16 protein-coding genes are annotated in these 17,346 nt (G+C 67.6%); 9 read left to right on the top strand and 7 right to left on the bottom strand.

What is annotated here, in order from left to right:
* The first annotated feature begins 29 nt into the window (after positions 1-29).
* Positions 30-494: an Lrp/AsnC family transcriptional regulator gene (locus tag ACT2FV_RS25510; protein ID WP_151050557.1), complete on the top strand. Its 465-nt coding sequence runs from the start codon at positions 30-32 to the stop codon at positions 492-494.
* 34 nt (positions 495-528) lie between these two features.
* On the opposite strand, the gene ACT2FV_RS25505 is transcribed toward ACT2FV_RS25510, so the two are convergent.
* Positions 529-894 (bottom strand): hypothetical protein, encoded by a 366-nt coding sequence (locus tag ACT2FV_RS25505; protein ID WP_059606906.1) that lies wholly within the window; start codon positions 892-894, stop codon positions 529-531.
* 268 nt (positions 895-1,162) lie between these two features.
* On the opposite strand from ACT2FV_RS25505, the gene ACT2FV_RS25500 reads away from it, so the two are divergent.
* The 3 genes from ACT2FV_RS25500 (at position 1,163) to ACT2FV_RS25490 (ending at position 4,627) form a co-directional block, all read left to right on the top strand.
* On the top strand, positions 1,163-2,599 hold the full coding sequence (locus ACT2FV_RS25500) for an aldehyde dehydrogenase family protein (RefSeq protein WP_151051170.1): 1,437 nt from the start codon (positions 1,163-1,165) through the stop codon (positions 2,597-2,599).
* 129 nt (positions 2,600-2,728) lie between these two features.
* Positions 2,729-3,919, top strand: a complete 1,191-nt coding sequence (locus tag ACT2FV_RS25495) for an NAD(P)H-dependent flavin oxidoreductase (protein WP_059606903.1) — start codon at positions 2,729-2,731, stop codon at positions 3,917-3,919.
* A gap of 66 nt (positions 3,920-3,985) precedes the next feature.
* Positions 3,986-4,627: an OmpW/AlkL family protein gene (locus tag ACT2FV_RS25490; protein WP_059606901.1), complete on the top strand. Its 642-nt coding sequence runs from the start codon at positions 3,986-3,988 to the stop codon at positions 4,625-4,627.
* A gap of 74 nt (positions 4,628-4,701) precedes the next feature.
* On the opposite strand, the gene ACT2FV_RS25485 is transcribed toward ACT2FV_RS25490, so the two are convergent.
* Positions 4,702-4,905 carry a DUF1289 domain-containing protein gene (locus ACT2FV_RS25485; RefSeq protein WP_027784516.1) on the bottom strand — a complete coding sequence of 68 codons (204 nt, stop codon included), beginning with the start codon at positions 4,903-4,905 and terminating at the stop codon, positions 4,702-4,704.
* 361 nt (positions 4,906-5,266) lie between these two features.
* On the opposite strand from ACT2FV_RS25485, the gene ACT2FV_RS25480 reads away from it, so the two are divergent.
* The 4 genes from ACT2FV_RS25480 (at position 5,267) to ACT2FV_RS25465 (ending at position 9,352) form a co-directional block, all read left to right on the top strand.
* Positions 5,267-6,361, top strand: coding sequence for a polyamine ABC transporter substrate-binding protein (locus ACT2FV_RS25480; RefSeq protein WP_226114218.1), 1,095 nt, complete (start codon positions 5,267-5,269; stop codon positions 6,359-6,361).
* Positions 6,362-6,447: 86 nt separating this feature from the next.
* Positions 6,448-7,608 (top strand): ABC transporter ATP-binding protein, encoded by a 1,161-nt coding sequence (locus tag ACT2FV_RS25475; RefSeq protein ID WP_444505062.1) that lies wholly within the window; start codon positions 6,448-6,450, stop codon positions 7,606-7,608.
* Positions 7,605-8,534 (top strand): ABC transporter permease subunit, encoded by a 930-nt coding sequence (locus ACT2FV_RS25470; RefSeq protein ID WP_151051165.1) that lies wholly within the window; start codon positions 7,605-7,607, stop codon positions 8,532-8,534. Before ACT2FV_RS25475 ends, ACT2FV_RS25470 begins: the two co-directional genes overlap by 4 nt.
* Positions 8,531-9,352, top strand: coding sequence for an ABC transporter permease subunit (locus ACT2FV_RS25465; protein WP_059606893.1), 822 nt, complete (start codon positions 8,531-8,533; stop codon positions 9,350-9,352). Before ACT2FV_RS25470 ends, ACT2FV_RS25465 begins: the two co-directional genes overlap by 4 nt.
* Before the next feature lie 96 nt (positions 9,353-9,448).
* Here ACT2FV_RS25465 and ACT2FV_RS25460 read toward each other — a convergent pair whose 3' ends face one another.
* From ACT2FV_RS25460 to ACT2FV_RS25450, 3 genes are read right to left on the bottom strand one after another with little or no spacing between them, the layout of a single operon-like run.
* A complete protein-coding gene (locus tag ACT2FV_RS25460; protein ID WP_124902393.1) occupies positions 9,449-10,255 on the bottom strand; it encodes a sulfite exporter TauE/SafE family protein in 807 nt (268 codons plus the stop codon).
* 18 nt (positions 10,256-10,273) lie between these two features.
* Positions 10,274-11,965 (bottom strand): bifunctional protein tyrosine phosphatase family protein/NAD(P)/FAD-dependent oxidoreductase, encoded by a 1,692-nt coding sequence (locus ACT2FV_RS25455; RefSeq protein WP_151051163.1) that lies wholly within the window; start codon positions 11,963-11,965, stop codon positions 10,274-10,276.
* Between the two features lie 29 nt (positions 11,966-11,994).
* Positions 11,995-12,879 carry an MBL fold metallo-hydrolase gene (locus ACT2FV_RS25450; protein ID WP_151051160.1) on the bottom strand — a complete coding sequence of 295 codons (885 nt, stop codon included), beginning with the start codon at positions 12,877-12,879 and terminating at the stop codon, positions 11,995-11,997.
* 249 nt (positions 12,880-13,128) lie between these two features.
* Between ACT2FV_RS25450 and ACT2FV_RS25445 the strand changes: the two genes are divergently transcribed.
* A complete protein-coding gene (locus ACT2FV_RS25445; RefSeq protein WP_444505061.1) occupies positions 13,129-14,526 on the top strand; it encodes a sigma-54 interaction domain-containing protein in 1,398 nt (465 codons plus the stop codon).
* Between the two features lie 68 nt (positions 14,527-14,594).
* Here the strand turns inward: ACT2FV_RS25445 and ACT2FV_RS25440 are convergent, their stop codons facing one another.
* Together ACT2FV_RS25440 and ACT2FV_RS25435 are read right to left on the bottom strand one after the other, a co-directional pair.
* Positions 14,595-15,623 carry a MerR family transcriptional regulator gene (locus ACT2FV_RS25440; RefSeq protein ID WP_444505060.1) on the bottom strand — a complete coding sequence of 343 codons (1,029 nt, stop codon included), beginning with the start codon at positions 15,621-15,623 and terminating at the stop codon, positions 14,595-14,597.
* Positions 15,624-15,747: 124 nt separating this feature from the next.
* Complete coding sequence (locus ACT2FV_RS25435) at positions 15,748-17,346, bottom strand: efflux transporter outer membrane subunit (protein WP_444505059.1); 1,599 nt, start codon at positions 17,344-17,346, stop codon at positions 15,748-15,750.

The following is a 17,346-nucleotide window of genomic DNA, read 5'->3' as shown; positions in this document are numbered from 1 at the left end:
TGATCGCGGGAATGCCGGAAGGAGCTTTCATGGAACCACTGGACAAGATCGATCGCGGCATCCTCGACATGCTTCAGCAGGACGGGCGCGTGTCGAATGCGCGGCTCGCCGAAGCGTTCTCGCTGAGCGAGACGTCCTGCTGGCGCCGGCTCCGGCGGCTGGAGGAAGCGGGGTTGATCGCGGGCTATCACGCGCGGCTCGACCGCCGCAAGCTCGGGCTCGGCGTGATGGCGTTCGTGCAGATCGTCTGCACGCAGCACAGCGAGGAGGTGACGGCCGAGTTCGAGCGCCTGATCCAGGCGAGCCCCAACGTGCTTGCATGCGACAACACGACCGGCGAAGCGGATTTCCTGCTGCAGGTGGTGGCGGCCGACCTCGACGACTACAGTCATTTCGTCGAAAGGGTGCTGCGCAGATTGCCGGGCGTGCTGAGCATCCGCTCGAACCTGTCGTTGCGGCAGTTGAAGTCGACGCAGCGGCTGCCGATAGCGTGATGGCGCAAGCCGGCGCTCGCGCATGCGCGAGCGGTCAGTCGGCCAGCCGCTTGTCGGCGAGCGCCTTGCAGCAGTCTTCGTACACCCATTGCACGAGTTTCGCCCGGTAGTCGAGATCGTCGGTATCGACGATTTCCTCGACCGCGTCGCGCGCCCACGATGCGTCGACGAAGTCGGCGTGCCGCTTTGCGATGTCCTGCGCCAGCGCGGCCAGCTTCGCGATCGCGAGCCAGTCGGACTGCCGGTGGTGGCGGTCGAGCCAGCGATGCGCGGCCTGCACCTGGAACGATGCATCCGGCCAGGTTTCGTTCAGGTAAAACGCGCCGAGATTGCCGCAGGTGAGCCAGCACAGCAGCTCCAGGCGATCTTGCGAGCCGAGGATATGGGGTGCGTCGGTCATGGCAGCGCTCACGAAGGCATCGATTCCGGGTGGCGCGGCCCGCAGCAGCCGGCGCCGATAGTAAAAACATAGCACGATGCGGGGCACGAGGTGGGGCCTCGTGGCGCGCCGGCGTGGCGCGGATGCCGCGGTTGCGGGAAGCGGGCGTCCGGCGCCCGTTCGCCGGCGTCCGCGCGGGCCGTTCCGCGGCGCCTGGGGTCCCGTCAGGCGTCGTCGCGCAGCCGCGCCGCACTCGTTAGAATGGCCGTTTTCCGGGAGACAGGAAGCGATGAAAATCTACGATCAGTTCTATATCGACGGCGCATGGCGCAAGCCGGCCGGAACGGGCACGATCGACGTGATCGACTCGGGCACCGAGGCCGTGATCGGCCGGATCGCCGAGGGCGTGGCGTCGGACGCGCAGGACGCGATCCGTGCGGCGCGCGCGGCGTTCGACGCATGGGCCGCGACGCCGCCCGCGACGCGCGCGGGCTACCTGCGCAAGATCGTCGAGCGTCTGCAGGCGCGCAGTGAGGAGCTCGCGCAGTCGATCACCGGTGAAGTCGGCATGCCGATCAAGCTGTCGCGCGCGATCCAGGTCGGTGGTCCGATCTACAACTGGAAGGCATACGCGAAGCTCGCCGAATCGTTCGAATTCGAGGCGACGCTCGGCAACTCGCGGGTGGTGCGCGAGCCGGTCGGCGTCGTCGCGGCGATCACGCCGTGGAACTACCCGCTCAACCAGATCACGCTGAAGGTCGCGCCGGCGCTCGCGGCCGGCTGCACGGTCGTCCTGAAGCCATCCGAAGTCGCGCCGCTCAACGCGTTCATGCTTGCCGAAGCGATTCACGAAGCGGGCCTGCCGCCGGGTGTGTTCAATCTCGTGTGCGGTTATGGCCCGGTCGTCGGCGAGGTGCTGGCGACCGATCCGGACGTCGACATGGTGTCGTTCACGGGTTCGACCCGTGCCGGCAAGCGCGTGGCCGAACTCGCGGCCGCGAGCGTGAAGCGCGTCGCGCTCGAACTGGGCGGCAAGTCGGCGTCGGTGATCCTCGACGATGCCGACTTCGCGGCGGCAGTGAAGGGCACGGTCAACGCGTGCTACCTGAACGCGGGCCAGACCTGTTCGGCACATACGCGGATGCTGGTGCCCGAGGCGCGCTACGACGAGGCGCGCGCGATCGCGAAGGCGGCAGCCGAAGCGTACGTCGCGGGCGACCCGCGTCAGGAAACGACGCGTCTCGGCGCACTCGCATCGGCCGTGCAGCAGCAGCGCGTGCAGGCCTACATCCAGCGCGGAATCGACGACGGCGCGGAACTCGTGACCGGCGGCACGGGCCTGCCGGAAGGGCTCGCGAAGGGCTTCTTCGTGAAGCCGACGGTGTTCGGCCGCGTCGATCCGAAATCGGCGATCGCGCAGGAAGAGATCTTCGGACCGGTGCTGTCGATCATCACGTATCGCGACGAAGAAGAGGCCGTGCGCATCGCGAACGATTCGCCGTATGGGCTCGGCGGCGCGGTGTGGGCGGGCAGCGACGAACGTGCGATGCGCGTCGCGCGCCGCATCCGCACGGGGCAGGTCGACATCAACGGCGGCACGTGGAACGGCGTCGCGCCGTTCGGCGGCTACAAGCAGTCGGGATACGGCCGCGAAAACGGCGTATACGGGCTCGAAGAGTATCTCGAGTACAAGTCGATGCAGCTCAAGCCGGCGAATCCGGCCTGAGCGTTTTACGCCGCATGACCCGGAACGGCACGCTCGCGTGCCGTTTTTTTATTGACGGCCGTCAAGGTGCGTGCCGGTGGATCCGTCGATCATCGCGTTTCCGATTTCCGATGTTTCGACGAGGTTCAGATGACCGCACGCACTTCCTTCCCGCCGCTCACGATTCGCGGCCGCACCTTGCTGCCCGTGGTGCAGGGCGGCATGGGCGTCGGCATCTCCGCGCACCGCCTCGCGGGCAGCGTCGCGCGCGAAGGCGCGCTCGGCACGATCGCGAGCATCGACCTGCGTCACCACCATGCAGACTTGCTCGCGCGCTGTCGCGCGAATCCCGATCGTGCGACGCTGGAGGCCGCGAACCTCGAAGCGCTGGCGCGCGAGATTCGCCTCGCGAAGACCTACAGCGAAGGACGCGGGATGATCGCGGTCAACGTGATGAAGGCAGTGAGCGCGCACGCGGAATACGTGCGCGTCGCGTGCGACGAAGGCGCGGACGCGATCGTGATGGGCGCCGGCCTGCCGCTCGATCTGCCCGATCTCACGCAGGGTCATGACATCGCGCTGATCCCGATCCTGTCGGACAGCCGCGGGATCGCGCTGGTGCTGAAGAAGTGGATGAAGAAGGGGCGGCTGCCCGATGCGATCGTGATCGAGCATCCCGCGCATGCGGGCGGCCACCTCGGCGTCACGCAGATCGACGACATGCACGATGCGCGCTTCGATTTCGCGCGCGTGCTCGACGAGACCGCGCAGGTGATGGCGTCGCTCGGCCTCGCGCGCGACACGATCCCGCTGATCGTCGCGGGCGGGATCAACAGTCACGACACGGTACGAGCGGCGCTCGCGGCCGGCGCGAACGGCGTGCAGGTGGGAACGCCGTTCGCAGTGACGGAAGAGGGCGATGCGCATCCGAACTTCAAGCGCGTGCTGGCCGATGCACTGCCCGAGGACATCGTCGAATTCGTCAGCGTGACGGGGCTCCCTGCGCGCGCTGTGAAGACCCCCTGGCTCGATCGTTACTTGCGCAACGAAACGCGCATTCGCGACAAGCTCGGCGCGTTCAAGCAGCGCTGCCCGACCGCGCTCGAGTGCCTGAGCGTCTGCGGGCTGCGCGACGGCATCGAAAAGTTCGGCCATTTCTGCATCGACACGCGGCTCGCGGCCGCGTTGCGCGGCGACGTCGCAAACGGCCTGTTCTTCCGCGGCCGCGAAGCGCTGCCGTTCGGCAGTGCGATCCGCAGCGTGCGCGATCTGCTCGACCTGCTGCTGACGGGCCGTGCGGCGGAGCCTGCGACAAACCGTCCAGTGTTTACGCTGGCTTGACGGATATCAAGGCGACGCAAAGACCCTACAGGGAGAATGGAATAAATTCTTCAAGGGGTCCGTACCATGCATAAAACGATTCGAACATGCGTCACCGCTGCCGCCGTGGCGGCAAGCCTCGTCATGATGCCCTCGCTGTCGCACGCGGCGTCGGCGGGAGACGGGATCAACCAGGGTGACGTCCTGGTCCGGTTGCGCGCGATCAGCATCCAGCCGAACGAGCGCGCGAGCGATACGCTCGGCGCGATCAACACCGGCGTGAACAACGCGATCGTGCCGGAGCTCGACTTCACCTACATGATCCGGGACTACCTGGGCGTGGAGCTGATCCTCGCCACGTCGCGGCACCAGATGACGTCGAGCCTCGGCAATCTCGGCGGTGTGGGCGTGCTGCCGCCGACGCTGTTGCTGCAGTACCACTTCAACCATGCCGGCAAGGTGCGTCCGTACGTCGGCGCGGGCCTGAACTACACGTACTTCTACAACAACGGGCTCAACGTCGGCGGGGAGGGCGTGTCGATCAACAAGAGCAGCTTCGGTCCCGCGCTGCAGTTCGGCGTCGACGTGCAGTTGACGAAGAAGGTGTTCATGAACGTCGACGTGAAGAAGATCTGGATGAGCACCGATGCGACGCTCGGCGACAAGGGCATCGGCACGTTGCACATCGATCCGCTGATCGTCGGCGTGGGCGTCGGCATGAAGTTCTAGACGCAAGCGAAAAGAACAGAGTTGGGGTTGGCGGCATGGCAGTCGGCATGCCGCTCTTTTTTTGTGCGGCGGATTTACAGCTTGTCGTACTGGAAGCGCATCGCGGTGCCTTCGCGCGTGATGCGCTCCCACACCGCGCGCTTCTCGTCGTCGCTCAGGAACACCCAGTTCGACACCTCGCCGGCCGTGCGGCCGCAGCCCTTGCAGACTTCGTCGAAGAGGGTCGAGCACACGCCGATGCAGGGGCTGTCGGGCAGGTCGTGGAGATTGGAGGCCATCGGAAGGGTTCGCGCGTTGAATCGTCAGGGCGTCATTTTAATGCATCGGGTGACGCGGCCCGGCCGCGATGCCGATGGCGCGACGCACCACCCGTCGGGACAGTTTCGCGGCCGCCTTCTTTTCCTGATGGACAGACGCCGATTACCCGATAGAATTCCCCCGGAATGCCCCGCTGCGCGGGCCGCCCGAGTGGCCGGCGGCGGGAATCTGTTCCGTTTGCGCGACACCGGCATGATTTTTTTGTGACGGAGCGCGAATGGTGGTAGCGTTCGGGGTTTTCGAGGGGCGGCGTGCCAGAATGCGCCGCCATGACGAGGCAGACGGCAGCCGGACACGAGGTCCGGCCGGAGGGAGAACGGGATGAAAGCAAAGGTAGTGGGCCGGTTCGCAGCGCTTGCGCTGTGCGTGGGTGCATCGGCGGCGGCGGCGAAGGATACGCAGCTCAATGTCTATAACTGGTCCGATTACATTGCGAAGGACACGATCCCGAACTTCGAGAAGCAGACGGGCGTCAAGGTTCGCTACGACAACTACGACAGCGACGACACGCTGCAGGCGAAGCTGCTGACGGGCAGCTCGGGCTACGACATCGTCGTGCCGACCAGCAACTACGCGGGCAAGCAGATCGCCGCCGGCATCTTCACGCCGCTCGACAAGTCGAAGCTGCCGAACCTCAAGTACCTCGATCCGCAACTGATGGCGCTCGTCGCCGGCGCGGACCCGGGCAACAAGTATTCGGTGCCCTGGGCGTATGGCACGACCGGCCTCGCGTACAACCTGACGAAGGCGCAGCAGGCGCTCGGCAAGGTTCCGCTCGACAACTGGGACATCCTGTTCAAGCCGGAAAACATCTCGAAGCTGAAGACGTGCGGCGTGTCGGTGCTCGACGCTCCGGACCAGATGTTCGCAGCGGCGCTGCACTACATCGGCAAGGATCCGATGAGCACGAACCCGGCCGACTACAAGGCCGCGATGGAAGTGCTGAAGAAGATCCGCCCGTACATCACGCAATTCAACTCATCCGGCTACATCAACGACCTGGTCGGCGGCGACATCTGCTTCGCGTTCGGCTGGTCGGGCGACGTCGTGATCGCGAAGCATCGCGCGATCGAGGCGAAGAAGCCGTACAAGGTCGAGTACTACATTCCGAAGGGCGGCGCCCCGGTGTGGTTCGACGTGATGGCGATCCCGAAGGACGCGAAGAACAAGGACGCCGCGCTGCAGTGGATCAACTACATCGAGGATCCGAAGGTGCACGCGGCGATCACGAACGCCGTGTACTACCCGAGCGCGAACGCCGAGGCACGCAAGTACGTGCGGCCGGACGTCGCGAACGACCCGGCCGTCTACCCGCCGGCCGACGTCGTGAAGACGCTGTTCCTGCTCAAGCCGCTGCCGCCTGAAATCCAGCGTCTGCAGACGCGTCTGTGGACCGAGCTGAAATCGGGCCGCTGAAGCGAGCCGGAGCAGGCCAGCAGTCATGAAGCCCCTGGTGTCCCCGGGGGCTTTGTTCGTCAAACGCAGGAGAGAAGCAGCACATCATGAATAGCCAGTCGGGTGCGCCGGTCGCGGGCGTGCCGTCCTTCGTTCCTTCGTCCGGCGCCAATGCGCGCGCCGAGAACTTTGTCCAGATCGTCGACGTCGTCAAGAAATTCGGCGAGACCGAAGTGGTGCGCAACGTGAACCTGACGGTGCGCCAGGGCGAGCTGTTCGCGCTGCTCGGCAGCTCGGGTTCCGGCAAGTCGACGCTGCTGCGCATGCTCGCGGGCCTCGAGACGGTCACATCGGGCAAGATCCTGATCGACGGCGAGGACCTCGCGCAGATGCCGCCGTACAAGCGGCCCGTGAACATGATGTTCCAGTCGTATGCGCTGTTCCCGCACATGTCGGTCGAATCGAACGTCGCATACGGCCTGAAGCAGGAAGGCACGCCGAAGGCGGAACTGAAGGAGCGCGTCGCGGCGGCGCTCGAGCTCGTGCAGATGAGCAAGTACGCGAAGCGCAAGCCGCACCAGCTGTCGGGCGGCCAGCAGCAGCGCGTCGCGCTCGCGCGTTCGCTCGTCAAGCGCCCGAAGGTGCTGCTGCTCGACGAGCCGATGTCGGCGCTCGACAAGCAGATCCGCCAGCGCACGCAGATCGAGCTCGTCAACATCCTGAACAAGGTCGGCGTCACCTGCATCATGGTCACGCACGACCAGGAAGAGGCGATGACGATGGCGAACCGGCTCGCCGTGATGAGCGAAGGGCAGATCGTGCAGATCGGCTCGCCGAACGAAGTCTACGAATATCCGAACAGCCGCTTCTCGGCCGAGTTCATCGGCTCGACCAACCTGTTCGAAGGCGTCACCGTCGAGGACGAACCCGACCACGTGTACATCGAATCGCCGGAGCTGCCGAGCCGGCTGTACGTGAGCCACGGGATCTCGGGCCCGCTCGGGATGCCGGTCACGGTGTCGGTGCGTCCCGAGCGGATCGCGCTCACGCGCAAGCCGCCCGAAGGCGCGTTCAACTGGGCGCGCGGCAAGATCACCAACGTCGCGTACGTGGGCGGCTATTCGCTGTATCACGTGAAGCTCGATGCGGGCAAGACGGTGATCGCGAACGTGTCGAGCCTCGCGATCACCGAGCTCGACACACCGGCGCTCGGCGACGAGATCTACGTGCGCTGGAGCGCGACCGCGGGCGTGGTGCTGACGTCATGAGCGCGCTCAAGTCCCTGCTCGCGTGGCCCGTGCGGCGCTTCAACCTGACCGGTGGCTCTGCGGTCGTCGCGGGGCCGTACACGTGGCTCGTGCTGTTCTTCCTCGTGCCGTTCGTGCTGGTCGTGAAGATCAGCTTCGCGGAGCTGCAGCTCGGCATTCCGCCGTATACGGAACTCGCATCGTACGCGGACGGCGTGGTGCACATCGCGCTGAACCTGTCGCACTATGCTTTCCTGCTCACCGACAGCCTGTATTTCGCGACCTACGTGAATTCGGTGCTGGTCGCGGCGGTCACGACGCTGCTGTGCCTGCTGATCGGCTATCCGATGGCGTACTACATCGCGCGTTCGAACCCGGCGACCCGCAACCTGCTGATGATGGGCGTGATGCTGCCGTTCTGGACGTCGTTCCTGATCCGCGTGTACGCATGGATCGGGATCCTGAAGAACAACGGGCTGCTGAACAACTTCCTGATGTGGATCGGCCTGACCCATACGCCGATCGAGCTGTACCGCACGAACTACGCGGTGTACATCGGGATGGTGTATTCGTACCTGCCGTTCCTCGTGATGCCGCTCTACGCGCACCTCGTGAAGATGGACCTGCGCCTGCTCGAAGCCGCGTACGACCTTGGAGCCAAGCCGTGGAAGGCGTTCGTGCAGATCACGCTGCCGCTGTCGAAAAACGGGATCATCGCGGGCTGCCTGCTGGTGTTCATTCCGGCGGTCGGCGAGTACGTGATTCCGGAACTGCTCGGCGGCGCGAACACGCTGATGATCGGCCGCGTGATGTGGAATGAATTCTTCAATAATGCAGACTGGCCGATGGCGTCGGCCGTGACCTGCGCGATGGTGCTGCTGCTGCTCGTGCCGATGGCGATGTTCCAGCACTTCCAGGCGAAGGAGCAGGAGGGCCGCCGTCGATGAAGCCGAATCGTTACCTGCAGTTCGCGGCGCTGTTCGCCGGCTTCGCGTTCCTCTACATCCCGATCATCAGCCTGATCGTCTATTCGTTCAACGAGTCGAAGCTCGTCACCGTGTGGTCGGGTTTCTCGTTCCGCTGGTACTCGGCGCTCGTCGAGGACGACGAACTGCTGACGGCGGCATGGCTGTCGCTGAAGATCGGCGTGCTGACCGCGTTCGCGTCGGTGTTCATCGGCACGTGGGCCGGCTTCGTGCTCGCGCGGATGGGGCGCTTTCGCGGCTTCGCGCTGTTCAGCGGGATGATCAACGCACCGCTGGTGATTCCGGAGGTGATCCAGGGGATCTCGCTGCTGCTGCTGTTCATCGAACTGGCGAAGTGGATCGGCTGGCCGGCCGAGCGCGGTGTGTTCACGATCTGGCTGGGCCACGTGATGCTGTGCATTTCGTACGTCGCGATCATCGTGCAGTCGCGCGTGCGCGAACTGAACCCGTCGCTCGAGGAAGCCGCGCTCGATCTGGGCGCGACGCCGCTGAAGGTGTTCTTCACGATCACGCTGCCGCTGATCTCGCAGGCGCTGATCGCGGGTTGGCTGCTCTCGTTTACGCTGTCGATCGACGACCTCGTGCTGTCGGCGTTCCTGTCGGGCCCCGGCTCGACGACGCTGCCGCTCGTCGTGTTCTCGCGCGTGCGCCTCGGCCTGAACCCCGAGATGAACGCGCTCGCGACGCTGTTCATCGTCGCGGTGACGGCCGGTGTGGTGATCGCGAACTTCGTGATGCTGCGCCAGGAGCGCAAGCGGACGGCCGCATTCGCGACCTGACGTCATCACGCACAGGTTGCCGACGCAACGAAAAACGCCCGGTGCCGACGACGAGTCGGGCCGGGCGTTTTGCTTCGGGGTGTGCGCCGCGGTGGCTTATGCGCCGAACGCCGCCTTCGCGAGCAGCCCGAGCGCGACGCAGACGAGCACGGCAGCGAAGCCGGCCTGCACATGCCGCGCGGACAGGTGCCGGGAGGCATTGCGCCCGATCGCCATGCCAATCGCGGTCGCGACCGTGAACCACAGCATCATGTCGAGCGGTGCGCGCGTGCCCGACACGAGCGTCGCGAGCACGCCGCCGGTGCCGACCAGCGCGATCACCATCAGCGACGTCGCGACTACGCCGTGCATCGACACGTTCGTGAACTTGCGCAGCATCGGCACGATCACGAAGCCGCCACCGACACCGAGCAAGCCCGTCATCAGCCCCGTCACCGCGCCGGTCGACGCAAGCGCGAGCCCGACCGGCCAGGACCACACGAGCCGGCCCGTATCGGGATTCACGCGGCCGACGCACAACCGCGACTCATCCGCGTCGCCGGGCGCGTGGCGCAGTGCCTGCCGCAGCAGGCGGCCCGCGACGATCAGCATCGTCAGCGCGAACAACGCCAGCAGCACGCGTTGCGGCAGCACGTGCGCAAGCTTCACGCCGAGCGTCGTGAGCGGCACGCCCGCTACGGCCATCAACAGCGCCGCGCGATAGCGCACGAGCCCGCGACGAAACCCTTCGAGCGCGCCGAGCGCGGCGCTGCCCGCGACAGCGACGAGCGCGACGGGCGTGGCCTGCTGCATCGGCCAGCCCATCCCGACGACGAGCGCGGGCACCGCGAGAATGCCGCCGCCTGCGCCGGTGAGGCCCAGCACGGCGCCGACGAGACTGCCGAGTACGAGGGAAATCAGCATGGTGTCATCGGGTTCCGGTCAACGTGCGATCGCGGGCTTCGCGAGCCATTCGCGGCCCTTGAGCATCGCCTTCCAGTAGAGCGGCGGCAGCAGGCGCTCCTTGAGCAGCCACGCGAGCCGGGACGGACGCCGGCCGTCGATCAGCCACGCGGGGAACGTCGGCGCGACCTTGCCGCCGTACAGGAATTCGGCGAGCACGATCTTGCCGCGCTCGACGGTGAGCGGGCACGACCCGTAGCCGTCGTACGCGGCGTCGCCGTGCGCGCGGCCCAGAGACGCGAGCACATTGTGCGCGACGACCGGCGCCTGCTTGCGCGCGGCCGCGGCGGTCTTCGCGTTGGTCGTGTTGGTGACGTCGCCGAGCGCGAAGATGTCCGCGAACTGCTTGTGCCGCAGCGTCGCCGGATCGACGTCGATCCAGCCGGCTGCATCGGCGAGCGGGCTCGCGCGCACGAAATCGGGCGCCTTCTGCGGCGGCACGACGTGGATCATGTCGAACGCGCGTTCGACGGTTTCCGTGCCGCCGTCGGGCAAGGTGCGCCGGAACGTCGCGCGCCGCGCGGGCCCGTTGATCGCGACGAGGTTGTGGCCGAACGACAGCGCGATGTCGTAGCTTTTCACGTACTCCATCAGCGCGGGCACGTAGTCGGCGACCCCGAACAGCGCGGCGCCCGCATTCAGGAACTCGACGTTCGCGGCGCCCAGGCGGCCCGCGCGCCGCCAGTGATCGCACGACAGGTACATCGCCTTCTGCGGCGCGCCGGCGCACTTGATCGGCATCGGCGGCTGCGTGAACAGCGCGTTGCCGCCGCGGAACGCCTGCACCAGTTCCCACGTGTACGGCGCGAGGTCGTAGCGATAGTTCGACGTGACACCGTTGCGGCCGAGCGTTTCCGCGAGGCCGTCGATCGCGTGCCAGTCGAGCTTGAGCCCCGGGCACACAACAAGCTTGCGGTAGCCGATACGCCGGCAACCGTCGAGCACCACCGTGTGCGCGTCGGGCTCGAAGCCGGCGACGGCGGCCTGGATCCATTTCACGCCGCGCGGCAGCAGGTCGACGATCCGGCGCGCGGTCGTGTCGGGCCGGAACACGCCCGCGCCGACCATCGTCCAGCCGGGCTGGTAGTAGTGCGTATCGGCCGGGTCGATCACCGCGATATCGAGCGATGCGTCGCGCGCAAGCAGGCTCGACGCGACCGCGACACCGGCCGCACCCGCGCCGACGATCACGATGTCGTGCCGCGCGTCGATGGCTGGCGCGGCCTGGCGGTCGTCCTGCGCGAGTCCTTGCGAGGCACCTCGTGTGAGGCGCGGCGCGAGCGCGCCGAGGTCATAACCGGCCGCGGCGGCGATCGCGACGATGTCGCCGGCCGGACGCCTGTCGGCCTGCGACAGCGCCCACAGCGTCGCCGAACGCGTGCCGCTGCGGCAGTATGCGAGTACCGGGCCGGCGAGCGACGCGACGAGCGCGTCGAACTGCCTGGCCTGATCGTCGGTGACCTTGCCGGTATCGACCGGAAGGTAATGGACGGCGATGCCGAGCGGCGCAGCGGCGGCGCGAATCTCGTCGACGGTCGGCTGGTCCGCGCCTTCGCCGTCCGGGCGGTTGCAGACGATCGTGCGGATGCCGGCCGCGCGGAGCGCGGGCAGGTCGTTCGCGGCGATCTGGGGCGAGACCGACAGCAGGTCGGTCAGCGTGCGGATGGTCATGTCGGGGGGTCTCCGGTCGGGGCGGCGGCTCAGATCGCGTCGAGCGGGATCTTCAGGTAACGCACGCCATTGTTTTCGGGCTCGGGCAGGTGGCCGGCGCGCATGTTGACCTGCACGGACGGCAGCATCAGCACGGGCATGTCGAGCGTCGCGTCGCGCGCGGTGCGCATGGCGACAAAATCGTCCTCGGTCACGCCGTCCTTCACGTGTACGTTCGCGCGGCGCTGCTCGGCCACGGTCGTCACGAACTGCACATCGCGGCCGCCCGGCTGGTAGTCGTGGCACAGGTACAGACGCGTGTCGGGCGGCAGGGCGAGCACGCGCGCGATCGAGCGGTACAGCGTGCGTGCGTCGCCGCCCGGGAAATCGCAGCGGGCGGTGCCGTAGTCGGGCATGAACAGCGTGTCGCCGACGAACGCGGCACGCTGCGTCGCGTCGTCGATGCAGTAGGTCAGGCACGCGGGCGTGTGGCCCGGCGTGTGCAGCGCGCGGATCGTCAGCCCGCCGAGCGCAAGCGTGTCATCGTCGTCGAGCAGGCGATCGAACTGGCTGCCGTCCTGCGCGAAGCCCGGGCCGGCGTTGAACAGCGAGCCGAACACGTGCTGCACGCGGCACACGTGCGAGCCGATCGCGATCTGCCCGCCGACATGCGCCTTCAGGTACGGCGCGGCCGACAGATGGTCGGCGTGCACGTGCGTTTCCAGCAGCCAGTGCACGGTCGCACCGAGTTCTGCGACGCGGGCGATCAGCCGGTCGGCGCTGGCGGTGCGCGTGCGGCCGGATTTCGGGTCGTAGTCGAGCACGCTGTCGATCAGCGCGCACGCGCGGCTCGCGGTGTCGAGCAACAGGTAGCTGACGGTATGGGTCGCCGGGTCGAAAAAACCTTCGACCGACAGCTTGGGGGCATGGCTCACGGGATGTCCTCGATCGGGTTCTGCATCGGCAATCGGGGATTACATTCACAAGAAGCATGCCAGCTCGCGCCGCGATGCCGGACGATGTGGCAGGTACTTGATTCGGCTCGGATTTCTGGCCTGATCGCGGTGCGCCGCGAGCACCGCCTGCGGGGCGTCGTTGATGTCGACTGCCATATTTGGCAGTGTTATGGCAGAATTGGCAGTCGGTCTGTCAGTCTGACTGCCCATCCGTTCACGAGCGTTCTCATGAATCCGCACGACACCATTCCGATCGTTCCCGCGCCGTCGCGCGACGTCATGCCCGACGTGCGTGCGCTCGTCGCGTATCTTGAGCACGACCCGCAGCCGATGATCGTCGTCGATCCCGACTACCGCATCCTCGCGGCGAACGATGCGTACCGGCGCCAGTTCGGCGTGGCGGGTGTCGAGCACGTCGGCCGGCGCTGCTTCCAGGTCTCGCATCACTACGACGTGCCGTGCGACCAGGCCGGCGAGCATTGCCCGATGAAGCAGGCACTCGAGTCGCGCAGCCTGAACCGCGTGTTGCACATTCACCATACGCCGCGCGGCCCCGAGCACGTCGACGTGGAGTTGCGGCCGATCTTCGACGCGCGCGGCGACGTGATCGCGTACGTCGAGCGGCTGACGACGGTGCGCAGCGCGTCCGCGCAGCCGAGCGCGGAAGGGCTCGTCGGCGGCGCCGATGCGTTCAATGCGGCACTCGGCGCACTGCAGCGCGTTGCGCCGTCGATGCTGCCCGTGCTGCTGCTCGGCGAATCGGGTACCGGCAAGGAGCTGTTCGCGCGGGCGCTGCACGAGGCGAGCGAACGTGCGATGGGGCCGTTCGTGGTCGTCGACTGTTCGGGTATCGCCGAAACGCTGTTCGAGAGCGAACTGTTCGGCTACGAGAAGGGGGCGTTTACCGGCGCCAACCAGCGCAAGCCGGGCCTCGTCGAGACCGCGCAGGGCGGCACGCTGTTTCTCGACGAGATCGGCGACGTGCCGCTGCCGATGCAGGTGAAGCTGCTGCGGCTGATCGAGTCGGGGACGTTCCGGCGCGTCGGCGGTGTCGAGGCGCTGCGCGCGGATTTCCGGCTCGTCGCGGCGACGCACAAGCCGCTGCGCGAGATGATCGATGATGGCCGGTTCCGGCAAGATCTCTACTACCGGATCAACGCGTTTCCGATTCCGCTGCCGCCGCTGCGCGAGCGGCGCGGCGACGTCGCGCTGCTGGCCGAATCGATCCTGCGGCGCATCGCGAACGCGCGTGCCGGCGCGGGCGATGCGAGCGCGCGACCGTTCGCGGCCCGGCCGTTCGTGCTGAGCGAGCAGGCGCGTGCGTGCCTCGACGCGTATGCATGGCCGGGCAATATCCGCGAGCTGCGCAACGTGCTGGAACGTGCATGCCTGTTCGCGGACGACGGGACGATCCGCGTCGAACATCTGCCGGCCGAACTGGTCGCGGCGTCGGCCACACCGCACGCGCATGCGGCGGACACGCGCGGCGTGTCGGATGCGGAACTCGTGCGGATTGCGGGCACGTTCGACGGTACGCGCAAGCAGCTGGCCGAGCACGTCGGGATGAGCGAGCGCACGCTGTACCGGCGGATGAAGGCGCTCGGGCTCGGGGTGCGCGACCGGTGAGCGAGAGCCGGACCGCTCGCGCGGGCAGCGCATGAAACCGACATGCACCGCCCGCGGGGGCTACGCCATCAACGCGCCGGCGCCAACTGGGCCATTGCCTCACGGATGAACGCGAGCAGCGTGTCGTCGACCCACGAATCCTTCGTCAGCGCCGGCTCGGTCATCATCGCATCCCGGAATTTCGCGTGCGTGGCCGGGTCGTTGCCCGCATAGCTGCGGAACAGGTCGAGCCAGCGTTGCGCGAGCGCGCGGCCTTCCGGCGAATCGGGCCTTGCGCCCGCATCGATCGCGTCGCGCACGTCGCCCATCAGTTGCGGCCATTCCATCGCGTGTTCGCCGAAGTGCGCGCGCATGAAGCGGATCTCGTCCGGCGCGAGATACTTCTCGAAGATCCGCATCTTCGTCTCCGAGGACGCGCGCAGCACATAGTCGCGCAGTACGGTCGAAATGCCGATCTTCGACTGCATCGCCGGTTCGCGCTCGTGCATCAGGTTCAGCTTCGCGAGCAGCCGCGGATCGTTGTTCGTGTCGCGCACGAGCATCGTCATCCAGTGGCCGGCGAGTGCACGGACGCGCTCGTCCTCGGGCGGCACGCCCGCGTCATGCAGCGCGCGCACGTCGGCGACGAGCGCGATCCATTCGGCGTCGCCCGCCTGGCTCTTGCGGTACATCGGCAGGCGCGCGAGTTCTTCCTCGGAAAAGTATTTGTCGTACACGGTCATCAACTCCAGTGTGGTGAGCCAATCGGCCAGTTCCGGCTCGGTGCCCGCGGCGAGTTGCGCGTGCAGGTGCACGAGCCGCTCGCGCAGCTGCGCGGCCTGCGCGAGCTGGTGGTCGAGCGACGCGATCTGCTTCGCGACGATCTCGACGAGCGGGGTGCCGGGCTGGTTCAGGTAGTCGCCGATTTCGGCGAGCGACAGTCCGAAGCGACGCAGGGCCTGGATCTGGTGGAGCCGGGCGATGTCGTCGCGGTCGTACAGCCGGTAGCCGTTGTCGGCACGCGCCGAAGGCATCAGGAGGCCGATCGCGTGATAGTGATGAAGCGTGCGGACGGTCAGGCCGCTGCGTTTCGCCAGTTCTCCCACTTTCAGCCGCATGGTGTCCTCCGTTCGGTGCGCACGCTGGAGTCTCGAACGTTACGCTACGTGAGGGTCAAGCGGAAGATCGCGGATCGGCGCGCGGGGTGGTCCCGCGCGCCGTGCGTCCCGGGCAAGGGGCGCGCTATTGTGGCGACGGCGGTGACGGCGGCGCGTCGGGCGTGGCCGCGCGTGCCTGGGCGGCGAGGGCGCCTTGGCCCTCGTTGCCGGCGCGGCCTGCCGTGTCGACGTTCCCGGCCGTCGCTGCGTTGCCGGTCGGTTCGACCGGCGGCGTGCCCATTGCCTGATAGAGCCGCGCGGTATCCGCGAGCCGTGCGCCGGTCGCGCGAATTTCGTCGAGCCGCGCGTTGCGGTACTGCAGCTCGCTCGCGCGCGCGGCCGATGGCGGCAACGCGCCGAGCCGCACGCGGGCGGCCGCGTCGTCGTACGCGCCGCGTGCGGACAGCGCAGCCCGCGACGACGCATCAAGCGCCTCCGCATCGTGCTCGAGCGCGGCGAGCGAATCGGCGACGTTCTGGAACGCGCTCAGCACGGTCTGCCTGTACTGGTCGACTGCGGCCTCGTAGGTCGCCTTCGCCGCACGCCGCTGCGCGAGCAGCGCGCCACCGTGGAACAGCGGCTGGCTCAGCGACGCGCCGACGTTCCAGATCGCGCCGGCACCCGACAGCATCGTCGGCCAGCTGAAGCCGCCTTTGCCCATGGCCGCCGACAGCGACAGCTGCGGGAACAGCTGCGCGGTCGCGACGCCGACTTCGGCGGCGGCCGCCTTCAGCCCCGCGTCGGCGGCCTGGATGTCGGGGCGACTTTGCAGCAGGTCCGACGGCACGACCACGGGCACCTGCGCGGGCAGGTTCAGGTCGGCGAGCGTGCGGTCGGCGGGCGGCCGGTCGGGCGTGCGGCCGACCAGCACCGCCAGCGCATGGCGCGCCGAGTCGCGCTGCTGGCGCAGCGCGGGCAGGCTCGCGGCGAAGGTGTCCGCGCTTTGCTGCGCGCTCAGCGCGTCGCTGTGCGACGCCGAGCCGAGCGCGTAGCGGCGTTGCGCGTCGTGGGCCTGGTCGTTCGCGAGCGCGACGAGCCGTTCGGTCGTCGCGATCTGCGCATTGAGCACCGACACCGTGATCGACGCCGTGACGATGTTCGCGGCGAGTGCCCGGCGTGCCGATTCGAGCTGGAACGCGCTGACGTCGACGCGTTTCGCGAGCGCGCGGTTCGCGAAGCGCGCCGCGCCGAACAGGTCGATCGTGTAGCTCGCCTGCAGTTGCCCGACGAATGTGTCGTACAGCAGCGTCGGCGCGCCGAGCGCGGGGATCGGCACGCCGAGTGCGCGCTGGCGCGTGGCCTGGCCGCCCGCGTCGATCGACGGCAGCATCGAGCTGCCGATCTGTCCGCGCAGCTGCTCGCGCGCGGCATCCAGCGAATGTGACGCCGCGCTGAGCGTCGGGCTGTTGCGCAGGCCTTCGTCGACGAGCGCGTTCAGCGCCTCGGAGCGGTACTGCTTCCACCAGTCGGGCACGGGCTGCGCGCCGACTTCGAACTGTTGCGCGACGCCTTGCGCGGCGACGGTCTGCTGCACTTGCGGCACGGTGCCGTAGTGCGCGGGCGACGGCATCGCGGGCGGCTCGCCGCTCGGCGCGAACCACGCGCAGCCCGCGAGCGGGCCGGCGAGGCTCGCCACGGCAAACGCCCGCATGGCTTTCGTTTTCAGGTTCATCGATCCATCCAT

Source organism: Burkholderia sp. PR2 (genome assembly GCF_052372875.1).
In the GTDB taxonomy this organism is placed as follows: Bacteria; Pseudomonadota; Gammaproteobacteria; order Burkholderiales; family Burkholderiaceae; genus Burkholderia; species Burkholderia diffusa.
This window is presented reverse-complemented; position numbering and strand designations above follow the sequence as displayed.

What these genes read in the sequence shown, in the direction of transcription:
- ACT2FV_RS25475 (WP_444505062.1), top strand. Translation starts at nt 6,448, where the DNA reads ATGAATAGCCAGTCGGGTGCGCCGGTCGCGGGCGTGCCGTCCTTCGTT.
- ACT2FV_RS25445 (WP_444505061.1), top strand. Translation starts at nt 13,129, where the DNA reads ATGAATCCGCACGACACCATTCCGATCGTTCCCGCGCCGTCGCGCGAC.
- ACT2FV_RS25485 (WP_027784516.1), bottom strand. Translation starts at nt 4,905, where the DNA reads ATGGCCTCCAATCTCCACGACCTGCCCGACAGCCCCTGCATCGGCGTG.
- ACT2FV_RS25440 (WP_444505060.1), bottom strand. Translation starts at nt 15,623, where the DNA reads ATGCGGCTGAAAGTGGGAGAACTGGCGAAACGCAGCGGCCTGACCGTC.
- ACT2FV_RS25465 (WP_059606893.1), top strand. Translation starts at nt 8,531, where the DNA reads ATGAAGCCGAATCGTTACCTGCAGTTCGCGGCGCTGTTCGCCGGCTTC.
- ACT2FV_RS25495 (WP_059606903.1), top strand. Translation starts at nt 2,729, where the DNA reads ATGACCGCACGCACTTCCTTCCCGCCGCTCACGATTCGCGGCCGCACC.
- ACT2FV_RS25470 (WP_151051165.1), top strand. Translation starts at nt 7,605, where the DNA reads ATGAGCGCGCTCAAGTCCCTGCTCGCGTGGCCCGTGCGGCGCTTCAAC.
- ACT2FV_RS25510 (WP_151050557.1), top strand. Translation starts at nt 30, where the DNA reads ATGGAACCACTGGACAAGATCGATCGCGGCATCCTCGACATGCTTCAG.
- ACT2FV_RS25505 (WP_059606906.1), bottom strand. Translation starts at nt 894, where the DNA reads ATGACCGACGCACCCCATATCCTCGGCTCGCAAGATCGCCTGGAGCTG.
- ACT2FV_RS25455 (WP_151051163.1), bottom strand. Translation starts at nt 11,965, where the DNA reads ATGACCATCCGCACGCTGACCGACCTGCTGTCGGTCTCGCCCCAGATC.
- ACT2FV_RS25460 (WP_124902393.1), bottom strand. Translation starts at nt 10,255, where the DNA reads ATGCTGATTTCCCTCGTACTCGGCAGTCTCGTCGGCGCCGTGCTGGGC.
- ACT2FV_RS25500 (WP_151051170.1), top strand. Translation starts at nt 1,163, where the DNA reads ATGAAAATCTACGATCAGTTCTATATCGACGGCGCATGGCGCAAGCCG.
- ACT2FV_RS25435 (WP_444505059.1), bottom strand. Translation starts at nt 17,346, where the DNA reads ATGGATGGATCGATGAACCTGAAAACGAAAGCCATGCGGGCGTTTGCC.
- ACT2FV_RS25490 (WP_059606901.1), top strand. Translation starts at nt 3,986, where the DNA reads ATGCATAAAACGATTCGAACATGCGTCACCGCTGCCGCCGTGGCGGCA.
- ACT2FV_RS25480 (WP_226114218.1), top strand. Translation starts at nt 5,267, where the DNA reads ATGAAAGCAAAGGTAGTGGGCCGGTTCGCAGCGCTTGCGCTGTGCGTG.